The sequence below is a fragment of the Nitrosovibrio sp. Nv6 genome (assembly GCF_900110495.1).
GTDB lineage: Bacteria > Pseudomonadota > Gammaproteobacteria > Burkholderiales > Nitrosomonadaceae > Nitrosospira.
The window spans coordinates 13,941-33,215 of sequence record NZ_FODX01000001.1; the positions used below are offsets into that span (position 1 = coordinate 13,941).

The 19,275-nt window shown below is 53.8% G+C and carries 15 protein-coding genes; 13 read left to right on the forward strand and 2 right to left on the reverse strand.

Annotation, left to right across the window (positions count from 1 at the left end; translation table 11 throughout):
• The first annotated feature begins 21 nt into the window (after positions 1-21).
• The 6 genes from BMX66_RS00085 to BMX66_RS00110 all read left to right on the forward strand — a co-directional run bounded on the left by BMX66_RS00085 (position 22) and on the right by BMX66_RS00110 (position 6,718).
• Entirely contained in the window at positions 22-627 is a 606-nt protein-coding gene (locus BMX66_RS00085) for an NADH-quinone oxidoreductase subunit J (RefSeq protein ID WP_090877187.1), read from the forward strand.
• A 54-nt stretch (positions 628-681) separates the two neighbouring features.
• Complete coding sequence (gene nuoK, locus BMX66_RS00090) at positions 682-987, forward strand: NADH-quinone oxidoreductase subunit NuoK (protein WP_090877190.1); 306 nt, start codon at positions 682-684, stop codon at positions 985-987.
• A 73-nt stretch (positions 988-1,060) separates the two neighbouring features.
• Positions 1,061-3,016 carry an NADH-quinone oxidoreductase subunit L gene (nuoL, locus tag BMX66_RS00095; protein WP_090877192.1) on the forward strand — a complete coding sequence of 652 codons (1,956 nt, stop codon included), beginning with the start codon at positions 1,061-1,063 and terminating at the stop codon, positions 3,014-3,016.
• A gap of 78 nt (positions 3,017-3,094) precedes the next feature.
• Entirely contained in the window at positions 3,095-4,579 is a 1,485-nt protein-coding gene (locus tag BMX66_RS00100) for an NADH-quinone oxidoreductase subunit M (RefSeq protein WP_090877195.1), read from the forward strand.
• 36 nt (positions 4,580-4,615) lie between these two features.
• Complete coding sequence (gene nuoN / locus BMX66_RS00105) at positions 4,616-6,058, forward strand: NADH-quinone oxidoreductase subunit NuoN (protein WP_090877197.1); 1,443 nt, start codon at positions 4,616-4,618, stop codon at positions 6,056-6,058.
• 177 nt (positions 6,059-6,235) lie between these two features.
• The gene (locus tag BMX66_RS00110) at positions 6,236-6,718 is read left to right on the forward strand and encodes a hypothetical protein (protein WP_090877200.1); all 483 of its coding nucleotides are present in this window, start codon (positions 6,236-6,238) and stop codon (positions 6,716-6,718) included.
• A gap of 202 nt (positions 6,719-6,920) precedes the next feature.
• Here the strand turns inward: BMX66_RS00110 and BMX66_RS00115 are convergent, their stop codons facing one another.
• The gene (locus tag BMX66_RS00115; RefSeq protein WP_090877202.1) at positions 6,921-8,039 is read right to left on the reverse strand and encodes a PQQ-dependent sugar dehydrogenase; all 1,119 of its coding nucleotides are present in this window, start codon (positions 8,037-8,039) and stop codon (positions 6,921-6,923) included.
• Between the two features lie 155 nt (positions 8,040-8,194).
• Here BMX66_RS00115 and htpG point away from each other — a divergent pair, with 155 nt between their 5' ends.
• Positions 8,195-10,114, forward strand: coding sequence for a molecular chaperone HtpG (gene htpG, locus BMX66_RS00120; RefSeq protein WP_090877203.1), 1,920 nt, complete (start codon positions 8,195-8,197; stop codon positions 10,112-10,114).
• A 34-nt stretch (positions 10,115-10,148) separates the two neighbouring features.
• On the opposite strand, the gene nhaR is transcribed toward htpG, so the two are convergent.
• Positions 10,149-11,081, reverse strand: coding sequence for a transcriptional activator NhaR (gene nhaR / locus BMX66_RS00125; protein WP_090877205.1), 933 nt, complete (start codon positions 11,079-11,081; stop codon positions 10,149-10,151).
• Between the two features lie 272 nt (positions 11,082-11,353).
• Here nhaR and BMX66_RS00130 point away from each other — a divergent pair, with 272 nt between their 5' ends.
• The 6 genes from BMX66_RS00130 (at position 11,354) to slmA (ending at position 19,264) form a co-directional block, all read left to right on the forward strand.
• The gene (locus BMX66_RS00130) at positions 11,354-12,889 is read left to right on the forward strand and encodes a TolC family protein (RefSeq protein ID WP_090877208.1); all 1,536 of its coding nucleotides are present in this window, start codon (positions 11,354-11,356) and stop codon (positions 12,887-12,889) included.
• The gene (locus BMX66_RS00135) at positions 12,886-14,055 is read left to right on the forward strand and encodes an efflux RND transporter periplasmic adaptor subunit (protein ID WP_090877210.1); all 1,170 of its coding nucleotides are present in this window, start codon (positions 12,886-12,888) and stop codon (positions 14,053-14,055) included. The genes BMX66_RS00130 and BMX66_RS00135 overlap by 4 nt, the downstream gene beginning before the upstream one ends.
• A 4-nt stretch (positions 14,056-14,059) precedes the next feature.
• Complete coding sequence (locus tag BMX66_RS00140) at positions 14,060-17,182, forward strand: efflux RND transporter permease subunit (protein WP_090877213.1); 3,123 nt, start codon at positions 14,060-14,062, stop codon at positions 17,180-17,182.
• A gap of 10 nt (positions 17,183-17,192) precedes the next feature.
• The gene (locus tag BMX66_RS00145) at positions 17,193-17,519 is read left to right on the forward strand and encodes a P-II family nitrogen regulator (RefSeq protein ID WP_090877215.1); all 327 of its coding nucleotides are present in this window, start codon (positions 17,193-17,195) and stop codon (positions 17,517-17,519) included.
• 123 nt (positions 17,520-17,642) lie between these two features.
• Complete coding sequence (argB, locus tag BMX66_RS00150) at positions 17,643-18,530, forward strand: acetylglutamate kinase (protein ID WP_090877217.1); 888 nt, start codon at positions 17,643-17,645, stop codon at positions 18,528-18,530.
• Positions 18,531-18,652: 122 nt separating this feature from the next.
• Positions 18,653-19,264 carry a nucleoid occlusion factor SlmA gene (gene slmA / locus BMX66_RS00155; protein ID WP_090877219.1) on the forward strand — a complete coding sequence of 204 codons (612 nt, stop codon included), beginning with the start codon at positions 18,653-18,655 and terminating at the stop codon, positions 19,262-19,264.
• Positions 19,265-19,275 lie beyond the last annotated feature (11 nt).

Below are 19,275 nucleotides of genomic sequence, written 5' to 3' on the forward strand. Positions count from 1 at the left end.
CGAACTTATAGAAGTACCCACATGAGTTTTGCGGATATAATTTTCTATTTTTTCTCGGCAGTGCTGGTGGCGTCCGCTCTCGGTGTCATTACCGCGCGCAATCCGGTGCATTCCGCATTGTTGCTGGTGCTGGCTTTTTTTACCTCAGCGGGATTATGGCTGCTGCTGCAGGCGGAATTTCTCGCCATTACGCTGGTGCTGGTATATGTGGGCGCCGTGATGGTGTTGTTCCTGTTCGTGGTGATGATGCTGGATATCAATCTTGATCAACTACGTGAAGGATTCTGGAAATGGTTTCCGTTTGGCGCGTTGCTCGCCTTGCTGATGTCGGCTGAGATGGCCATGGTGCTGATGGGCAAGCAGTTCGGAATCGATGAAATGCCGGCTCCGCCAGCGCGTGCTGCCGATTACAGCAATACCAAAGAACTGGGGCGCCTGATTTATACCGAATATGTTTACGCCTTTGAGTTGGCGGCCGTTATTCTGCTCGTGGCGATAGTAGCCGCCATCGCGCTGACACTGCGGCGCCGTACCGGCAACAAAGCGATGGATGTGGCGAAGCAGGTTGCGGTGAAGCGCGAAGACCGGATTCGTATGGTGACAATGCCATCCGAAAAGAAAGAATAAAAAGTAATTACATAGTCAGTCGTATTTTGACGTTGTCCTAAAAGGGGGCGCAGTTTGGTTTCATTATCCCATTACCTGGTTCTCGGTGCGATTCTGTTCGCCATCAGCATTGTGGGGATATTCCTCAACAGGAAAAATGTGATCATCCTCTTGATGGCAATTGAACTGATGCTGTTGGCGGTAAACATGAATTTTGTCGCCTTCTCCCACTATCTGCAGGATACAGCGGGGCAAATTTTCGTGTTTTTCATTCTTACCGTGGCCGCGGCAGAATCCGCCATTGGCCTGGCGATACTGGTGGTGCTGTTTCGCAACCTGCACACCATCAATGTAGACGACCTGGACAAACTTAAAGGATAGCTTTTCAGGGTGGAGAACCCGGGGATATCCCGGGGTCGGGTATTGGCGATTCAAACAACAAAAACTGAATTTCATGACTGAGATGCAAAAACTATATCTATTGGTGCCGCTGGCGCCTCTGGCCGGGGCGCTTGTTGCCGGGCTGCTCGGGCGCCTGATCGGTCCCGCGTGGAGCCACCGCATTACCATCTTGTTGATGCTCGTTTGCGTGGCCGCGTCCGTCACCGTTTTTCTGGATGTGTTGAAGGGAAATATCTATAACGGCAGCGTTTACACCTGGCTGACCTCAGGCGACACCCGTTTTGAGGTTGGATTTCTGATCGATCAACTCTCGGCCACAATGATGATTGTGGTGAGCTTTGTTTCTTTAATGGTGCATATCTACACGATCGGATATATGCACGAGGATCCTGGCTACCAGCGCTTTTTCAGCTATATCTCGCTTTTCACCTTCTCCATGCTGATGCTGGTGATGTCCAATAATTTTCTCCAGCTTTTCTTTGGCTGGGAGGCGGTGGGACTGGTTTCCTATCTGCTTATCGGATTCTGGTATATGCGCCCCACCGCAATTTATGCCAACCTGAAAGCTTTCCTGGTCAATCGCGTCGGTGATTTTGGCTTTCTCCTCGGCATCGGTCTGGTGCTGATATATTTCGGCACGCTGGATTATGCGGCCGTATTCGCCCAGGCGCCGCAGATCGTGACGCAGACGATTGAAATCATTCCCGGCTCGCAGTGGGAGCTCTTGTCCGCAATCTGTATTTTGCTCTTTGTCGGGGCAATGGGTAAATCAGCGCAATTTCCGTTACATGTATGGCTGCCTGATTCAATGGAGGGCCCAACGCCTATTTCCGCGCTGATCCATGCCGCTACGATGGTGACCGCGGGTATTTTCATGGTGGCGCGCATGTCGCCGCTGTTTGAGTTAACCGAAACGGCGCTATCGTTCATGCTGGTGATCGGTGGCATCACCACGCTATTCATGGCGTTGGTGGCCATTGTGCAGAACGACATCAAGCGCGTGGTGGCGTATTCGACATTGTCACAGCTGGGTTACATGACGATAGCCCTCGGCGCATCGGCTTATTCAGCCGGCATTTTTCATCTCATGACCCATGCTTTTTTCAAGGCGGTGCTATTTCTGGGCGCAGGCTCCGTCATCATTGCCATGCATCACGAGCAGGACATGCGGAAAATGGGCGGGCTCAGGAAATATATGCCAATTACATATTGGACAATGTTCATCGCTGCACTGGCAAGCGCCGGCGTACCTGGTTTTTCGGGTTTCTTTTCCAAGGATGCCATCATAGAAGCGACGCACTTTGCAGACATTCCCGGCGCCGGCTTCGCCTACTTCTGCGCGGTAACCACCGTATTCGTTACTGCGTTTTACACCTTTCGCCTGCTGTTCATGACGTTTCATGGCAAGCCTCGGATGGACCATCACACTGAAGAACATCTGCATGAATCGCCCTGGGTGGTTACGCTGCCGCTCGTTGCCCTGGCGATACCCTCCATTGGTGCGGGCTGGCTTATCGGGCCGATGCTGTTTGGAGATTATTTTGGCAGCACCATACAGATCATGCCTCAGCATGAGGCCATGGCGAGGATGTCAGCGGAATTTCATGGCATATTCGGAATGATGACTCACGCGGTATCTACCTTGCCATTCTGGTTTTCCATCGGCGGAATTTTTACTGCCTGGTATCTATACATGGTGAAAACCGATTTGCCGGGAAAAATAAAGCAGGCTGCCGGTCCGCTTTTCACGCTGCTCGACCGTAAATATTTCATCGACGAATTTTATTCCTGGCTCTTCGCGGGAGGCGCCCGTGCGCTCGGCAGGGGATTGTGGAAATTCGGCGATGCAAAAGTGATTGACGGATTCTTCGTTAACGGCACAGCGCGAGTGGTCGCCGGAACCGCCATGCTGGTGCGCCGCTTCCAGTCCGGCTATATCTATCACTATGCGTTCACCATGATCGTTGGCGTGTTTATACTGATGAGTTTGTGGTTGTTCGTATCATAGGGCAACAAAATACAATAAAAATACTATTGCGGGCTTTACCCGCATCCGCTGCGCGCTAATGAATAAAATGGAATAAACATGTTGTTTGGTCTTCCCCTGTTAAGTCTTGTCATCTGGCTGCCTATTCTTGCCGGCATTGGTGTGCTTGCGACGGGCGGCGATCGCAATGCCCACCTGGCGAGATGGATCGCGCTCATCGGCGCGGTAGCGGGTTTCCTGGTTGCAATCCCGCTTTATACGCGGTTCGATCCGTTAACAACCGCCATGCAGTTCGTCGAATACAACGTCTGGATCGAACGCTTCAACATTCATTATCATCTCGGCGTGGATGGCATTGCCATGCCGCTGATCCTGCTGAACTGCTTCACTACCCCGCTGGTGATAATTGCCGGATGGCAGGTGATAAGCAAACGCGTGTCTCAATATATGGCCGCGTTTCTTATCATGTCGGGTATCGTCAACGGCGTGTTCTCATCACTCGATGCGATTCTTTTCTATGTCTTCTGGGAAGCTTCGCTGATCCCGATGTTCCTCATCATTGGCGTCTGGGGAGGCCCCAACCGCGTGTACGCCGCGATCAAGTTTTTTCTTTACACGCTCCTGGGTTCCCTGTTGATGCTGGTGGCGTTCATTTATCTCTATCAGGTTTCCGACGGCAGTTTTTCCATACTTGATTATCACAAGCTCCCACTCCCACTGGCGCCGCAAATCCTGATATTTGTCGCTTTCCTGTTGGCGTTCGCAGTCAAGGTGCCCATGTGGCCAGTTCATACCTGGCTGCCGGATGCCCACGTGGAGGCGCCGACTGGTGGATCGGTAGTGCTGGCGGCAATACTGCTGAAAATGGGTGGTTATGGTTTCTTGCGCTTTTCACTGCCGATCGTGCCGGATGCAAGTCAGTCTCTTTCCGGCATGATGATTGCCTTATCATTGATTGCGGTCGTTTATATCGGTCTTGTTGCACTGGTGCAGGCGGATATGAAAAAGCTCATTGCCTATTCATCGGTGGCGCATATGGGATTTGTCACGCTTGGTTTTTTCCTGTTCAATTCTTACGGGATCGAGGGTGCAATGGTGCAGATGGTTTCGCATGGATTTATATCCGCCGCCATGTTTCTATGCGTCGGGGTGATGTACGACCGGCTCCATTCGCGCCAGATCGCCGACTACGGGGGGCTCGCCAGCAGAATGCCGATATTCGCCGCATTCTTCATGCTGTTTGCCATGGCTAATTCCGGGTTGCCCGGCACCAGTGGTTTTGTCGGTGAATTCATCGTCATCATGGCTGCCGTGAAGGTCAATTTCTGGTACGCGTTCTTCGCCGCCACCACGCTTATAACCGGCGCGGCGTACACTCTATGGATGTACAAGCGCGTAATATTCGGTGCGGTGGTACATCCGGCTGTGGAAGGGATGCAGGATATCGGCAGGCGCGAGATTCTGATACTCGCGGTTCTGGCGGCAGCGGTGCTGGGGATGGGCCTCTACCCGTTGCCATTGATGGAAGTGATGCATACCACTGTAGATGATTTGCTTGCACACGTCGGTCGCAGCAAATTGTAGTTTAAATAAGATGGCCCTGCTTGTTCGAGGATGATAATGAATTTTACCCAGCCTGATTTCGCGCCTGCCTATGCGGAGATATTCCTGCTGGTCATGGTATGCGTGGTGTTACTGGCCGATCTTGCATGGGGAGAGAAGAAATCCTCTATCGCTTATCTGTTGGCGCAGATATCGTTGCTAGGTTGCATGTTTATCACTTTTGCCACTTCTGCGCCTGGCGTCGTATATACGTTTTCCGGAATGTTCGTCGACGACGCCATGGCCGACATACTGAAGATGCTTGTGTACATCACCGTGTCCACCGTGTTGGTGTATTCGCGCAATTATATTTCTCTGAGGGGTATGCTCAGCGGCGAGTTTTTCGGTCTGGCCCTCTTCGCAACACTGGGTATGATGGTGATGATTTCCGCCAGCCATTTCCTGACTCTCTACCTGGGACTGGAACTCCTGTCATTGTCGCTATACGCGATGGTGGCGTTGAGGCGCACGGTCGGTGCAACCGAAGCGGCAATAAAATTTTTCGTCCTTGGCGCGCTGGCTTCCGGCTTTTTGCTGTATGGCATGTCCATGATATACGGTTCGACCGGCTCCCTTGATATTCCCCGTATCGTGGAAGTGATTCAGACCGGCTCAATCAACCATCCAGTACTGGTTGTGGGTCTTGTATTCATTGTTGCCGGCATCAGTTTCAAGTTGAGCGCGGCGCCGTTTCACATGTGGGTTCCGGATGTCTACGAGGGAGCGCCCACAGCGGTGGTCCTGTTTGTCGGTTCGGCGCCCAAGCTGGCCGCGTTCGGCTTTGTCATGCGTCTGCTGGCGGAAGGTCTGGGGGGAATGGCGGCGGATTGGCAGGGAATGCTCATCATTCTGGCGGTGATATCCATGGTGATCGGCAATCTTGCCGCCATTGCCCAGACCAATATCAAGCGCATGCTGGCGTATTCCACCATCTCGCATATGGGATTCATGCTGCTCGGCATTATCGGCGCGGATGGGAATGGCTACAGTGCAGCCATGTTCTATGTTGTGGTGTACGTGCTGATGACGCTGGGCACATTCGGCATGATCATTCTTTTATCGCGCGAAGGATTCGAGGCTGAAAAGCTCGACGACTTCAAGGGGCTCAACCGGCGCAATCCATGGTATGCGTTTATCATGTTGCTGCTGATGTTTTCAATGGCCGGCATTCCTCCGACGGTTGGTATTTATGCCAAACTATCAGTGTTGCAAGCGGTGCTGAGTGTGGGTTATGTCTGGCTGGCAGTAGTGGCCGTGCTTCTTTCGCTGATCGGCGTGTTTTATTACCTGAGAATCGTGAAACTGATGTACTTCGACGAACCTGAAACAGATGCGGTCATACTGCCGCAGCCTGACGTCAAGATATTGCTGAGCGCGAACGGTTTGGCGATGCTCGGGTTTGGGCTTTTTCCCCAGGCACTGATTGCGTTGTGTGCCTACGCTATTCAGCAGTCGATGTAGCTCGCAAAGACTGAATCACAAGCAATGCAATGGTCTAGATAAGATAGACGAGCTGAATATTTTGAATCTCACCCTCGTTGACTGGCTCGAGATTGCCAAAGTGTGACTGCACTCGAGCGGCGAAAACTGTTTTAATAAAATACGGAGACTATTGGCCTCTTAATATAGTGGAGACCAATGAAACCTATTACTGGCACGGCATCGATAACCAACCAGCCGGACACAGTCGTACCACCAGCGCCGCCGCACACATATTTTGGCGTGGCTCAAAGCCTGATACCTGGGGTAAAAATTCTTGCTGCCGCGTCTCCACCGCAAAATTATGCGCTAGCCCTTGTAGCAGCACATGTTCTTGAGTGTTTACTGAAGGCCTACCTTTCGCGGAACGGATCAGATGCACACATCAGAAAGCGGAAGCTTCGTCATGACCTGAAGGTCCTTTGGGAAATGGCCTTCGAACAAGGTCTTCACATTCCAAAGTCACCGAGCAGTTGGGTCGATTGCCTCAGCAGTTTACACGCCGAGCCCTACCACCTACGCTATTCATCTGGTGTACACGGCATTGTCCTGCCAAGCGCTGAACCGATGACGTCCGAGTTGGCGGCGCTGCTTGAGGTCGTACGAGACCAACTTAAATCCAGGTCCAACGGCAACGCCTAACACGGCCCGCAACTCCGACCCCTAAGCAATGCACCTCCGTCGCTTCGCTTGTCAATATTGAATAGGGTGCCACATCGAGCATCTGCTTTTCGAAAATCTGTCCGTCGACCTTTGTCGATCTGAGATATGACGTTCGGGCAGCGCCGGCAAATGTTGTTGCCATTATTACCGTTAACCTCAGTATTCCCCGACTTGCTCCTCCTCAGGGTTTCTTGTAGCTGATGCGATAAATCACCCCAGCATAATCGTCAGAAACGAGCAGTGCGCCGTCGGGCATGACCAGCACATCCACCGGTCTTCCCCAGTTGTTTTCCTTTTCCAGCCAGCCTTCAGCGAACACTTCCTGTTTTACCACCTTGTTGTTTTTTACCCGTACAAGGTTGAGGCGATAGCCGGTTTTATTGCGGCGATTCCACGAGCCATGTTCGGCAACAAAAATGCTGTTGCGGTATTCCGAGGGGAACATTTTGCCTCTATAGAAGCGCATCCCTAACGCTGCTACATGCGCTCCGAATTTGGCTACGGGCGGAACAAGTTTTCGGCAATCGCGCTTTGCGCCATATTTTGGATCTAGAATATCGTCGCCGTGGCAATAGGGATATCCGAAATGCATGCCTTTACGTGGTGCCCGGTTGAGTTCGTCAGGCGGTATGTTATCGCCCATCCAGTCACGGCCATTGTCGGTGAACCATAATTCCTTTGTTTCAGGATGCCAATCGAACCCCAACGAATTCCGCACCCCATGTGCGAAGGCCTCATAATCGGTGCCGTCGGGCTTGATACGTGAAATCAGCGAAAATTCATCCGGATCCCTTTCACAGGCATTGCAGGGCGCGCCGACCGCCACATATAGCAGATCGTCAGGTCCAAAACGAATGTATCTGCCCCCATGGTGTTTCTCGCTGGGAAATCTGGTCGTCACCACATGAGGTTTGCCGGGTTGATCGAGTTTTTGTTCGATATCGTCAAAGCGCAAAATGCGACTGACTGCGGAAACGTATAGTGAACCATCGTGAAATGCTACTCCCACAGGGAGGTTGAGTCCGTTGGCGATGGTTTTGACTTGACGTGCTCCCCCAGTTTCGGTGATGGCGTATACCTTGCCCTCCGCCATTGAGCCTGCGAATACTGTTCCATTTTTTCCCATTGTCAGTCCGCGTGCGTTAGGTGCTTCCGCCCACACTTCAATGGAAAAGCCGGGGGGGAGCTTTATCTTGTCCAGCGGCAATTCACGCGACTGGTCTTGTGCGGCCGCGGGCAAGACAGAACAGAGCATGCACATGGTTATGAAACGGGTAAGAGCTTTCACGATTGGTGGCATAGATCAGACTCCGATTTATATGGCCGTCCAGGGACCAGAATGGCAGGGAACCGAATGGAAAACAAGGAACGACTAATGCTTGTTGATGCTGAGCACCTTGAAAATTCTCAATCTGCCCTCAGTTATATACTTGCATTTTTTTAAGAGAGGAAACCATGGAAGCCACAGCTACAAAAGAACATTTAAGTTTTCAGACGGAAGTAAAGCAGTTGCTCAAGCTGATGATTCATTCCTTGTATAGTAACAAGGAAATTTTTTTGCGCGAACTGATTTCCAACGCATCGGATGCCGCTGACAAGCTGCGCTTCGAAGGATTAACCGACGGCGCTCTGTACGAGTCCGATTCAGAGCTGAAGATTCGCGTCAGCTTTGATGCCGCATCACGTACCATCACCATTGCCGATAATGGCATCGGCATGTCGCGGCAAGAAGTGATAGATCATATAGGCACTATCGCCAAATCCGGTACTCGAGAATTCTTCAGTTCGTTAACCGGCGATCAGGCCAAGGATGCGCACTTGATTGGCCAGTTTGGTGTCGGTTTTTATTCCGCATTTATCGTTTCGGACAAGGTGACGCTTATCACGCGCCGCGCCGGCTTGACGCCCGAGCATGGCGTCCGCTGGGAATCGGGTGGTGAAGGCGATTATACGCTTGAGACAGTGGAGAAAACAGACCGCGGCACTGAAGTTACCCTGCACTTGCGCGAAGGCGAGGATGACCTGCTCAATGGTTGGCGGTTGCGATCCATCATCCGCAAGTATTCAGACCACATCACGCTGCCCATCGTGATGAAAAAAGAGGAATGGTCACAGGAAAAAAACGAAAACGTAATGACGGACGAAGACGAGACCGTCAATCAGGCAAGCGCGCTTTGGGCCCGGCCCAAAAGCGAGATCACCTCAGAGCAATATGAAGAATTCTACAAGCATGTAGCGCATGATTTCGAGCCTCCCCTGGCCTATCTTCATGCCAGGGTAGAGGGCAAGCAGGAATATACCCAGTTGCTGTACATTCCCTCACGGGCTCCTTTTGATTTGTATGATCGCGAATCCCGCCACGGCATCAAGCTTTATGTCAGACGGGTGTTTATAATGGATGATGCGAAACAGTTGCTGCCGAATTATTTGCGCTTCGTGCGCGGAGTGATCGACTCCAACGATTTGCCGCTGAATGTTTCGCGCGAGATATTGCAGGAATCCAAGGACATTGAGGCCATACGTGCCGGGGCGGTAAAAAAAGTGCTGGGCCTGCTTGAAGACCTGGCGCAAAGCGAGCAGGAAAGTGAAAAGGAAAAATTCAAGACCTTCTGGAAAGAATTCGGACAGGTTATCAAAGAGGGCGTAGCAGAAGATTACGCTAACCGCGAACGTATCGCGAAGCTGTTGCGCTTCGTCTCCACCCATATCGACTCTGACGAGCAAACAGTGTCGTTTAGCGACTATATTGCGCGTATGAAGGAAGGGCAGGAAAAAATTTATTATGTTACGGCCGAAAGTCTCAAGGCAGCTAGAAGCAGCCCGCACCTGGAGGTTTTTCGCAAGAAAGGCATTGAGGTCTTATTGCTGTCCGATCGAGTGGATGAGTGGCTGGTTGCCAATCTGACGGAGTTTGAGGGTAAGCAACTGCAATCCGTAGCCAAAGGCAGCCTGGACCTCGGTAAACTGGAAGACGAGGCGGAGAAGAAGGAACAGGAGAAAGAAGCGGATGAATACAAGGAGCTTACCGAGAAAATAAAGGGCACTCTTGGCGACCAGGTGAAGGATGTTCGTGTGACATTACGCCTGACCGAATCTCCTGCCTGTCTCGTGGCGGATAGCCACGATATGGGGGGAAACCTGGAGCGATTGCTGAAGTCGGCCGGACAGAAAGTGAATCATGCGAAGCCCATCCTGGAAATCAACCCTTATCATGCAATGATACAACGTTTGAAATCGGAGGAAACCCACTTCGCCGACTGGAGCCATATTTTATTCGATCAGGCATTGCTGGCCGAAGGCGGTCAACTGGATGACCCAGCGGGTTTCGTGAAACGGATCAACGAACTGTTTCTAAACACGGCAAATGAGAAATAGCGCCGTTGAGAATGCGGAGCTTTCTCTGCCGAGGCTATTTTGCCGAATGTATCGCATCCGCGCGGGGATACAGGTTCGCGAATAGTTCGCGATGGGCGGTATCGTTGATGGCGACGACGGCAGGGTGGGTGAGGCGGCGTTCCATGGAGATGGCGTAGAACTGCTCGGTGACCTCGTCGGTCTGACCGATAATGGCAACGCCATGTTCGCGCTGCACCTCGTCGGCTATCACCGATGGCGCGATGAAAATGCCGATGCCGGCCTGGCCGAAAGCCTGCATGAGCGCGCTATCGTCAAATTCCCCCACGATACGCGGCCGGAGTTGGTGCACATCGAACCAGCGCATCAGCGGTATTCGCACAGCGGCCTCCTTGCCGGGAATGAGCAAAGGGGCCGCATCAAGAATACGGGGCCATTTTTGTGTGAACTGTGCTGCCAACTGTGGCTCGGCAAAGAACGTGATACCGCAGTCGCCCAGCTTATGACTGTAGCCTTTTACATTGGTCCCGGCTGGCATGGGCCGGTCAGCAAGAACCAGATCCAGACGCTGGATCGCCAGTTCCACCAGTAGACGCACCAGTTTGTCTTCCCGGCAGACGATGCGCACCGGCTGGGCGAGCGCCATTGCCGGGGTTAACAATTTATAGGCAATGGTCTTGGGAACGGCATCATCGACCCCAACGCGCAACGGAATGGCATAGCTTTCCGGGCGGCTACGCAAAGCCTCTTCCAGCTCGTTTCCGATCTGAAAGATTTCGTCGGCGTGGGAAAGCGCCAGTCTGCCTGTTTCAGTTAATTCAAGGCGCCTGCCGACGCGCAAAAAAAGCGCTACCCCAAGCGTCTCTTCCAATAACCCGATCTGGCCGCTCAGGGTTTGCGGGGTAAGATTCAGCCGCTCACTCGCCCGGACAATGCTGCCTGCCTTTGCGACGGCCCAGAAATAATGCAGCTGCTTGTAGTTGAGCATCAGGATTGGATTTAGTGCTTTGGCAATACATACTTCGTAAATATCGATTATACCATCAGGGAGATACTACTTTTCTTGATGCAAATTCTCATTTAGACTAAAACTCTATCTCCTCTATTAATAGAAGCTGGACACTATTTTTTTGCAGTTGGAAACTTTGTGATGATGTCGGAATGCTTGCTGCCGGGGTTCGGTTCATCGTGTTCGAGGAGCTTCCGGCTCATTCACGGCGATTGAAGCAAGCATTGCTTTAGAACAACCGAAGGTAGTACATGCGTATATCACGTTTTTATTGTATTTTGCCAAGTCTCATCCTTGTTTTACCATTTACGCCCGCCTCAGCTCAGGGGTCTGCAACCATACCCGAGATTGCCGTACCTTCGCGTCCATCCGCACCCGCACGTGCCCCGGCAGGACCTGTATTTGCACCTGCGCCTGCCCCTACGCCGGTACTCCCGCCCGTGCCTGGTACCACTGTACCCGCGACCGTACCTTATCCGCCAGCGCCGTCCCTGCCGTCCGGATCCGTACCAGGTATGCCGTCCACTGGCGTACCCTCCACCGAACCTTCCGCCAGGACACCTTCCGTTGTCGTCCCTTCCGTACCGGCTTCTGCCGTACCTGGGGACTCGCTCTCCATCGAGGCCCTGCAAAGGCTGGGGCTGCAAGCCAACGGCCTGGTTCGCGCGGCTGCATTTCAAGTCGACATGGCTGGCGCAGGTGTCGTCGGCGCCGCTGCCTACCCTAATCCGCAAGTAAGCGTGATAGGCGGGCCTCAGGATCCGCGCATCCCGGCGGCGAATCCGGCAACGAACACGCGGACCGTAACCGTCAGTCAGCCCATTGAAAATCCATTTGTGCGCAGGGCGCGCATCGGTTCGGCCGAGGCGGGCGTGGAGGCCAGCCGTGCGAGTTTCGACCAGGTCCGCGCAGACCTGGCGGCGCAGTTGAGGGTGCGCGCATATGAACTGCTGCTGCGTCAGGAAATAGCGCGGATGGAGGCAAGTATCCGAGATCTGATGGAGGAGGTGCGGCGGCGAATCAAAGTGGGCGTGGACGTCGGTGAAACGGCGCGCTTCGAGCTGATCAGAGCCGATGCCGAAGTGTTGAATGCCGCCAGCCGTCAAGAAGCAGCGGTATTGAACGCGCAGCGAGCGCGGATTGCGCTCCTGCAGTTGACCGCAGGCGCATTGAGGCCTGATTTTACAATAGATGCATCCTTGTTCGATCCGGTCAATCTACCTCCGCTGCATGAACTGCGCGAGGAGGTGCCGGCGGTCAATCCCGATGTGCTGCGTTTGCTGGCCGAATCGGAACGGAGCCGCCGGCGAATCGATCAGGAACGTGCCATGATACTGCCGTCGGTGGACATCTTATACAGCAATTATCAGGATGCTCAATACACCGACAACAGGGGCGGATTTAGAGTGACAATTCCCCTGTTATACCGTCGGCGCGGCGAGATCGATGCAGCCGTCGCGGACTCCGCGCGGGTGCGGGAAACGCTGGAATACCGCCGTTTCGAAATCGGGCAGCTATTCGAATCCGCGTGGCAGGCCCTGCAGATTGCGCAGCGCAGGGTGGAGATGTTCGAGGGAGGAATAATCAAGGAAGCGGAGGCGGCATTACGCGTTGCCCAAGCGGCTTACCGTTTGGGTGAGCGACCCCTGATCGAAGTGCTCGACACCCAGCGCGTGTTGCGAGGAATACTGGCGGACTCGCTGCAGGCACGCTTTGATTTACAAGCCGCCGCCGCTGAAATTGACCGGTTGCGTGCTTATTATCCCAGGGAGCAAGTCCTCGAATGAAAACTACAACGCAGGTCACCGGCGCCATCCTGACTGCCATGCTGCTTGCTGCGGGATGTGGCGGCGGTGAGGAGGCCGCATCCCCCGACAAAGAAGCCGCGCAGCAGGAGCAGAAGAAGGAGGACATCAACGCTATCACGATCAGGCCGGAAATGGAGCCACGCATCACGATCGGCAAGCCGGCAATGGTCGCTCTCGCCGATAAGATGCAGGTCCCAAGCCAGGTCGAGGTGGACGAGGATAGGCTCGTCCGTATCGGATCCTACGTGACAGGCCGTATTATCGACCTGTACGTCATGCTGGGTCAAAGTGTTAATGCCGGCGATTCTCTTGCGCGTATTTCCAGCCCGGAATTGACCGAGGCACAGCTCGCCTATCTGCGCGCGTTTTCGCGAACTGCACTGACTCAAAAAGCAGCCGAACGTGCACACCTTTTGCTGGCCGCAGACGTGATCGCCATCGCCGAAGTGGAACGGCGCGAGTCGGAACTGGAGGTCGCACGTGCGGAATTGGGCGCAGCCACGGATCGATTGCGGCTGCTGGGTGTGGACAACGGAGCGCTGAAAGAACTGGCGAGGGAAGGAAGTATTCTACCATCCGTTACCATCGATACGCCGAAGAGCGGCATCGTTATTGCGCGGAATGTGATCACTGGCCAAGTAGTGCAACCGGCCGATCTGCTATTTGCGGTAGCCGATCTATCCTCTGTCTGGGTGGTCGGCGACGTGCCGGAGCAGATAGCTCGTAATGTTCAGGTCGGCCAACATGTCGAGATCAAGGTGCCTGCACTGGGGGATGTCAGCTTCGACGGCCTGATCATATTCGTGGCCGATACGGTAAACCCCATGACCCGCACGGTAATGGTGCGCACAATCGTCGAGAACCCGCGGCGCAGGCTGAAGCCCGACATGCTGGCTAGCATGCACATCGTAGACAACCCGCACGAAAGCCTGGTGGTGCCGGAAACAGCGGTGGTGCGAGAGGCCAATAAAGATTATGTGTTTCTCGCCAAGGGCGACAATCGGTTCCTCCGCATTCCCGTCGAACTGGGCCCCGGAGTGGCTGACATGCGACCGGTGCTAAGCGGCCTCACAGCGGAGCAGAACATTGTGGTGGACGGCGCCTTTCATCTAGACAACGAGCGCAAGCTCGCCGAATTGGAATAAGCCTATGCTTGCCTCGATAGTGCGCGCTATGCTTAAGCAGCGACTGCTAGTCGTAGTGGTCGCGCTAGCCTTGTGCGGCGCAGGCCTTTATTCTACGAAGAGCCTGTCGGTCGATGCCTTTCCCGATGTGACCAATATTCAGGTAATGGTCGCTACTGTTTCGGTCGGTCGCAGTCCCGAGGAGATCGAGCGGCTCGTCACCGTCCCGGTGGAACTCGCAATGATCGGTCTGCCGGGGCTGGTTGAAATGCGTTCTATAAACAAGAGCGGACTGTCGCTCATCACCCTGGTGTTTACGGATCAGACGGACGTTTATTTTGCGCGCCAACTGGTGATGGAACGACTGATCGAGGTATCGCCCACGCTGCTGCCGGGCATCAATCCCGTATTAGGGCCCGTGACGACAGGTCTTGGCGAGGTATATCAATATACGCTCGAGCATCCGGACGACGGCGAGCGCGAACTGACTGTCGAAGAGTTGACGGAGCGGCGGACGATTCAGGATTGGGTGGTGCGGCCGCTGCTGCGTGCAACGCCCGGTGTGGCGGAAATCAATTCCATCGGGGGCTACGTCAAGCAATACCACGTGCGGGTCGATCCGAATCGGCTGCGCCACTATGATCTGACACTGACGCAAGTCGACCAGGCCATCGCGAGCAACAATGCGAACGCCAGCGGCAACGTACTGCCGCTGCATGCGGAACAATACCTGATCCGCGGTGTCGGCCTGATTCGAACGTTGGACGACATCCGCAACATTGTACTTAAGGAACGGGATGGCGTGCCGGTATACGTGCGTGACGTGGCCGAGGTGAAATTCGGGGAGGAGGTGCGCCAGGGTGCCAGTATCAAAGGCGGCTACACGGAGTCGGTGGCAGGCATCGTAATGATGCTGGCGGGCGGGAATGCGAAGGAAATTGTCGGACGCCTAAAGGCAAAAGTTGCCGATATCAATGAGGGCGGCCTGTTGCCGGGCGGACTTCAGATTGTGCCATTCTATGACCGGACCGATCTCGTCAATGACGCACTGTGGACAGTCGGCAAGGTGCTGATCGAAGGCATTTGTCTGGTAATTGTAATATTGTTCATCTTCCTGGGGGATGTGCGCTCCAGTCTGATCGTGGTTGCCACTCTCATCATTACGCCCTTGATCACCTTTATGGTGATGAACGACCAGGAGATAACCGCCAATCTGATGTCTCTGGGAGGTCTGGCTATCGCCATTGGACTGATGGTGGATTCTACCGTGGTCGTGGTGGAAAACGTCTACCACCGCCTGGGTCACGCCGGCGACACGCGGGAGTCGAAGCTGCTGACTATTGTAGACGCTGTGGTCGAAGTCGGTACGCCCGTTATCTTTGGCATCTGCATCATTATTCTCGTATTCCTGCCGCTGATGGCGCTGCAAGGCATGGAGGGCAAGACTTTCAGCCCGCTCGCATTCACGATCGCCATTGCGCTGGCGGTGTCGCTTATCGTTTCGCTGACGCTTTCACCGGTGCTCTGCGCCTACATCCTCAAAGGCGGGGCCGATAAGGATACCAAAGTCATTGCGTTCCTCAAGGCGCGTTATCATGGCCTGCTGAATTCGGCGTTAGCCCATGAGAAAACCACTATCATCATATCCGTGAGTTTGCTCGCGATGTCTTTTTCGCTTTTTCCGCTCCTGGGCAAATCCTTCATCCCAATCATGCAGGAAGGCGCAGTGACGCCTGTGATTATTCGTGTCCCCTCGATTTCGCTGGATAAGGCAATCGAGATAGAAATGGAGGCGATGAAACTGATTGCCGCAATCCCCGGAGTGAAGAGCGTGGTATCGAAACTCGGCCGTGGCGAATCTCCCGCTGATCCTGCGTCACGGAACGAATCCGATCCCATTGCGCAACTGGACGTGGAGGGTTCCGGCCGCACTCAGCATGAGATCGAGGAGGATATCCGAGAGGCTTTGAAGGTGCTACCCGGTGTGAGTGTCGCGCTATCGCAGCCGATCGCGCAGCGCGTGGACGAAATGGTGACTGGAATACGCTCCCAACTGGCGATCAAAATATTCGGCGACGATCTGGAAGAGTTGCGCAAATTGTCGGAGCAGGTAGCGCGCATCATCAAGTCGACGCGCGGCGCTCGTGACATACGGATCGAGCGCTTGTCGGGTCAGCAGGAATTAACGATCGACATCGACCGTCGTGCCATTGCCCGTCACGGGCTCAACGTAGCCGACGTGAACGAGTTGATCGAAACGGCCATCGGCGGCAAGGCGGTCACCAAAATTTTTGAGGGTGAGCGGCGCTTTGTGCTTCTCCTGCGCTTCCCTGAACATTTTCGCGATGACGTCGAGGCGATTCGCGATCTCTTGCTTCGCGCTCCCGCAAGCGGAGGTCGCGGGTCGGTGATGCAAGAGGGTGCGCTGGTGCCGCTGAGCACCGTGGCAGATATCCGCGTGGTCGACGGCCCGGCGATAGTCTCGCGCGAATATGCAAAACGGCGAGTGGTTATCGGTGTTAACGTACATGACCGCGACATTGCCGGGTTCGTTGCCGAACTACAGGACCGTACCGCCAAGGAAGTCAAACTGCCGGAAGGCTACTATTTTGTTTGGGGTGGGCAGTTCGAGAATATGGAACGTGCCATGGCGACGCTCTCTGTAATAGTCCCGCTCACTATCGCGGCTATTTTCTTCTTGCTATTTGTGCTGTTCAACTCGGTCAAGCTTGCCGCGCTTATTATTCTGGTACTACCATTTGCTTCCATTGGCGGGGTCGTCGGGCTTTTTGTCACTGGTGAGTATCTTTCTGTGCCAGCGTCGGTGGGCTTTATCGCGCTCTGGGGCATTGCCGTGTTGAATGGTGTAGTATTGATCTCGTATATCCGAAAACTGCGTAATGAAGGGGCCAGCGTAGCGGAGTCGGTGATCAAGGGGTGCGAACAGCGCTTCCGCCCGGTGCTCATGACTGCTACTGTTGCTATGCTGGGTCTGGTGCCATTTCTCTTTGCCACAGGTCCAGGCTCGGAAGTGCAACGTCCGCTTGCCGTGGTGGTGATCGGTGGACTGATCACTTCGACGTTACTGACGCTGGTGGTACTGCCAACCCTGTACCGCTGGTTCGACGAGAAGCCGATGGAAGTCTGAGGGGAACATTATGAAAGAGATTCGTGCTGTATTCCGCCCTGATCGTCTACACGTCTTACGCCGGGCATTGCGCAAGATTCCAGGTTTTCCCGGTCTGACTGTGATTGAGGTGAAAGGCTTCACTGCGCCGGGTCTCATTAATAATCCCACACTGCAGGAAGAATTGACCGACTTTGCGGGGAAAGTCATGATTTACACGGTTGCCACGGATGACATGGTCGATTCGATCATTGACGTGATAGTACGCGAGTGCCAAACCGGACTTATTGGGGACGGCATCGTCTGGGCACTGCCCGTTGAAACGGCTCGCCGCATTCGTGATGGCAGCCCCCTCTAAATACTCCTGACACTTCTATACACGATGCTGGCGGCAGGAAGTAAAATCGCAGCCTATTCGCGTCCTATCTGTTACTGAAATACCTCAAGTAGAAATTAAAATACAGTTTTATGGGTAAGAAACATGTCGCTATCCCGGTCATCCGCAAAAGATAAAGCTAAAATCCTGGCCGAGGCGCTGCCGTACATCCAGCGTTTTCACGGCAAGACCATCATCATTAAATATGGCGGTAACGCGATGGTCGAGGAAAATCTCAAACAGGGTTTCGCTCGCGATGTGGCGCTGCTGAAACTCGTGGGAATGAATCCCGTGATCGTTCATGGCGGAGGGCCTCAGATTAACGATATGCTGAAGCGGGTTGGCAAGCAAGGTGCGTTCATTCAGGGAATGCGCGTGACTGATGCCGAAACGATGGATGTGGTGGAAATGGTACTGGGGTTGATCAACAAGGAAATTGTCAATCTCATCAACCAGCACGGCGGCCTCGCGGTCGGCCTGACGGGAAAGGACGGTGGCTTCATCCGTGCAAAAAAAATGCTTATGCAGGATAAAGAGAAAGTGCATGAGTGGATCGATCTCGGACAGGTTGGGGAAATCGAAAACATAAATCCTGATCTGATTGAACTACTCGAAACACGTGACTTCATCCCTGTGATTGCCCCTGTCGGCGTGGGCAAGAATGGCGAATCCTATAATATCAATGCCGATCTGGTTGCGGGAGAGCTTGCCAGAGTCTTGAACGCTGAAAAGCTGATACTACTCACCAACACCCCCGGCGTGCTGGACAAGGATGGTAACTTATTGACCGGATTGACCGCGCAGAGAGTAGATGAGTTATTTGCCAACGGGACCATCTCGGGTGGCATGATACCGAAAATCAAGTCAGCACTGGATGCGGTGAAAAAGGGGGTCAAATCCTGCCACATCATTGACGGACGTGTGGAGCATGGGTTATTACTGGAAGTGATGACGGATGAAGGCGTGGGTACGCTCATAAGGGCGGCTGTATGAGTTTCAAGATGGCGCGCCCGAATCCCGGAGCCGTCGCTGCGAGTGCTGGCAGAAGGAGGTGAATCAGAAGGGAACGGACCCTGAAGTTATATTAAAATTAAAGTTATCGAAGTGGGGATTCCATGGCAGCCAAGCCCGGTGAAAGAAAAGATCAGATCCTGCAGGTTCTGGCCAGGATGCTGGAAGAGCCCCGTGCCGGAAAAATCACCACAGCAGCGCTGGCAGCCAAACTTGATGTTTCCGAGGCGGCGCTGTATCGCCACTTTGCGAGCAAAGCGCAGATGTTCGACGGTTTGATCGAGTTCATCGAAAAAACCCTGTTCAGCCTTATCAATAAGCTGGCAGAGGAGGAGAAAAGCGGCATCAGGCAGGTTGAAGGAATCATTGCGCTATTGCTCGGTTTCGCGAAGAAGAATCCGGGCATGACGCGAGTACTGATCGGCGATGCGCTGATAAACGAGAATGATCGCCTGCAAACCCGCATCAATCAACTTCATGACCGACTGGAAGCGACGCTGAAACAGGCGCTGCGCTTCGCGGCCGGAGAGCGGGAAATCACGGCAGACCTGGACGTGTCCGCTCAAGCAAATATGCTGATGTGTTATGTGGCAGGTCGTTGGCACCAATTTGCCAAAAGCGGTTTCAAGCGCGACCCGATGGAATATTGGGAGGATCAACGCAAGGCGATACTTTCAAACGGGGTATTCAGGTTCGGGATTCCGGCGAGCGGTTAATTCTTGTGTAG

Excerpts from the sequence above, each read along its gene's own strand:
- BMX66_RS00085 (WP_090877187.1), top strand. The coding sequence starts at position 22 with ATGAGTTTTGCGGATATAATTTTCTATTTTTTCTCGGCAGTGCTGGTG.
- nuoL (WP_090877192.1), top strand. The coding sequence starts at position 1,061 with ATGACTGAGATGCAAAAACTATATCTATTGGTGCCGCTGGCGCCTCTG.
- BMX66_RS00100 (WP_090877195.1), top strand. The coding sequence starts at position 3,095 with ATGTTGTTTGGTCTTCCCCTGTTAAGTCTTGTCATCTGGCTGCCTATT.
- nuoN (WP_090877197.1), top strand. The coding sequence starts at position 4,616 with ATGAATTTTACCCAGCCTGATTTCGCGCCTGCCTATGCGGAGATATTC.
- BMX66_RS00110 (WP_090877200.1), top strand. The coding sequence starts at position 6,236 with ATGAAACCTATTACTGGCACGGCATCGATAACCAACCAGCCGGACACA.
- BMX66_RS00115 (WP_090877202.1), bottom strand. The coding sequence starts at position 8,039 with ATGCCACCAATCGTGAAAGCTCTTACCCGTTTCATAACCATGTGCATG.
- htpG (WP_090877203.1), top strand. The coding sequence starts at position 8,195 with ATGGAAGCCACAGCTACAAAAGAACATTTAAGTTTTCAGACGGAAGTA.
- nhaR (WP_090877205.1), bottom strand. The coding sequence starts at position 11,081 with ATGCTCAACTACAAGCAGCTGCATTATTTCTGGGCCGTCGCAAAGGCA.
- BMX66_RS00130 (WP_090877208.1), top strand. The coding sequence starts at position 11,354 with ATGCGTATATCACGTTTTTATTGTATTTTGCCAAGTCTCATCCTTGTT.
- BMX66_RS00135 (WP_090877210.1), top strand. The coding sequence starts at position 12,886 with ATGAAAACTACAACGCAGGTCACCGGCGCCATCCTGACTGCCATGCTG.
- BMX66_RS00140 (WP_090877213.1), top strand. The coding sequence starts at position 14,060 with ATGCTTGCCTCGATAGTGCGCGCTATGCTTAAGCAGCGACTGCTAGTC.
- BMX66_RS00145 (WP_090877215.1), top strand. The coding sequence starts at position 17,193 with ATGAAAGAGATTCGTGCTGTATTCCGCCCTGATCGTCTACACGTCTTA.
- argB (WP_090877217.1), top strand. The coding sequence starts at position 17,643 with ATGTCGCTATCCCGGTCATCCGCAAAAGATAAAGCTAAAATCCTGGCC.
- slmA (WP_090877219.1), top strand. The coding sequence starts at position 18,653 with ATGGCAGCCAAGCCCGGTGAAAGAAAAGATCAGATCCTGCAGGTTCTG.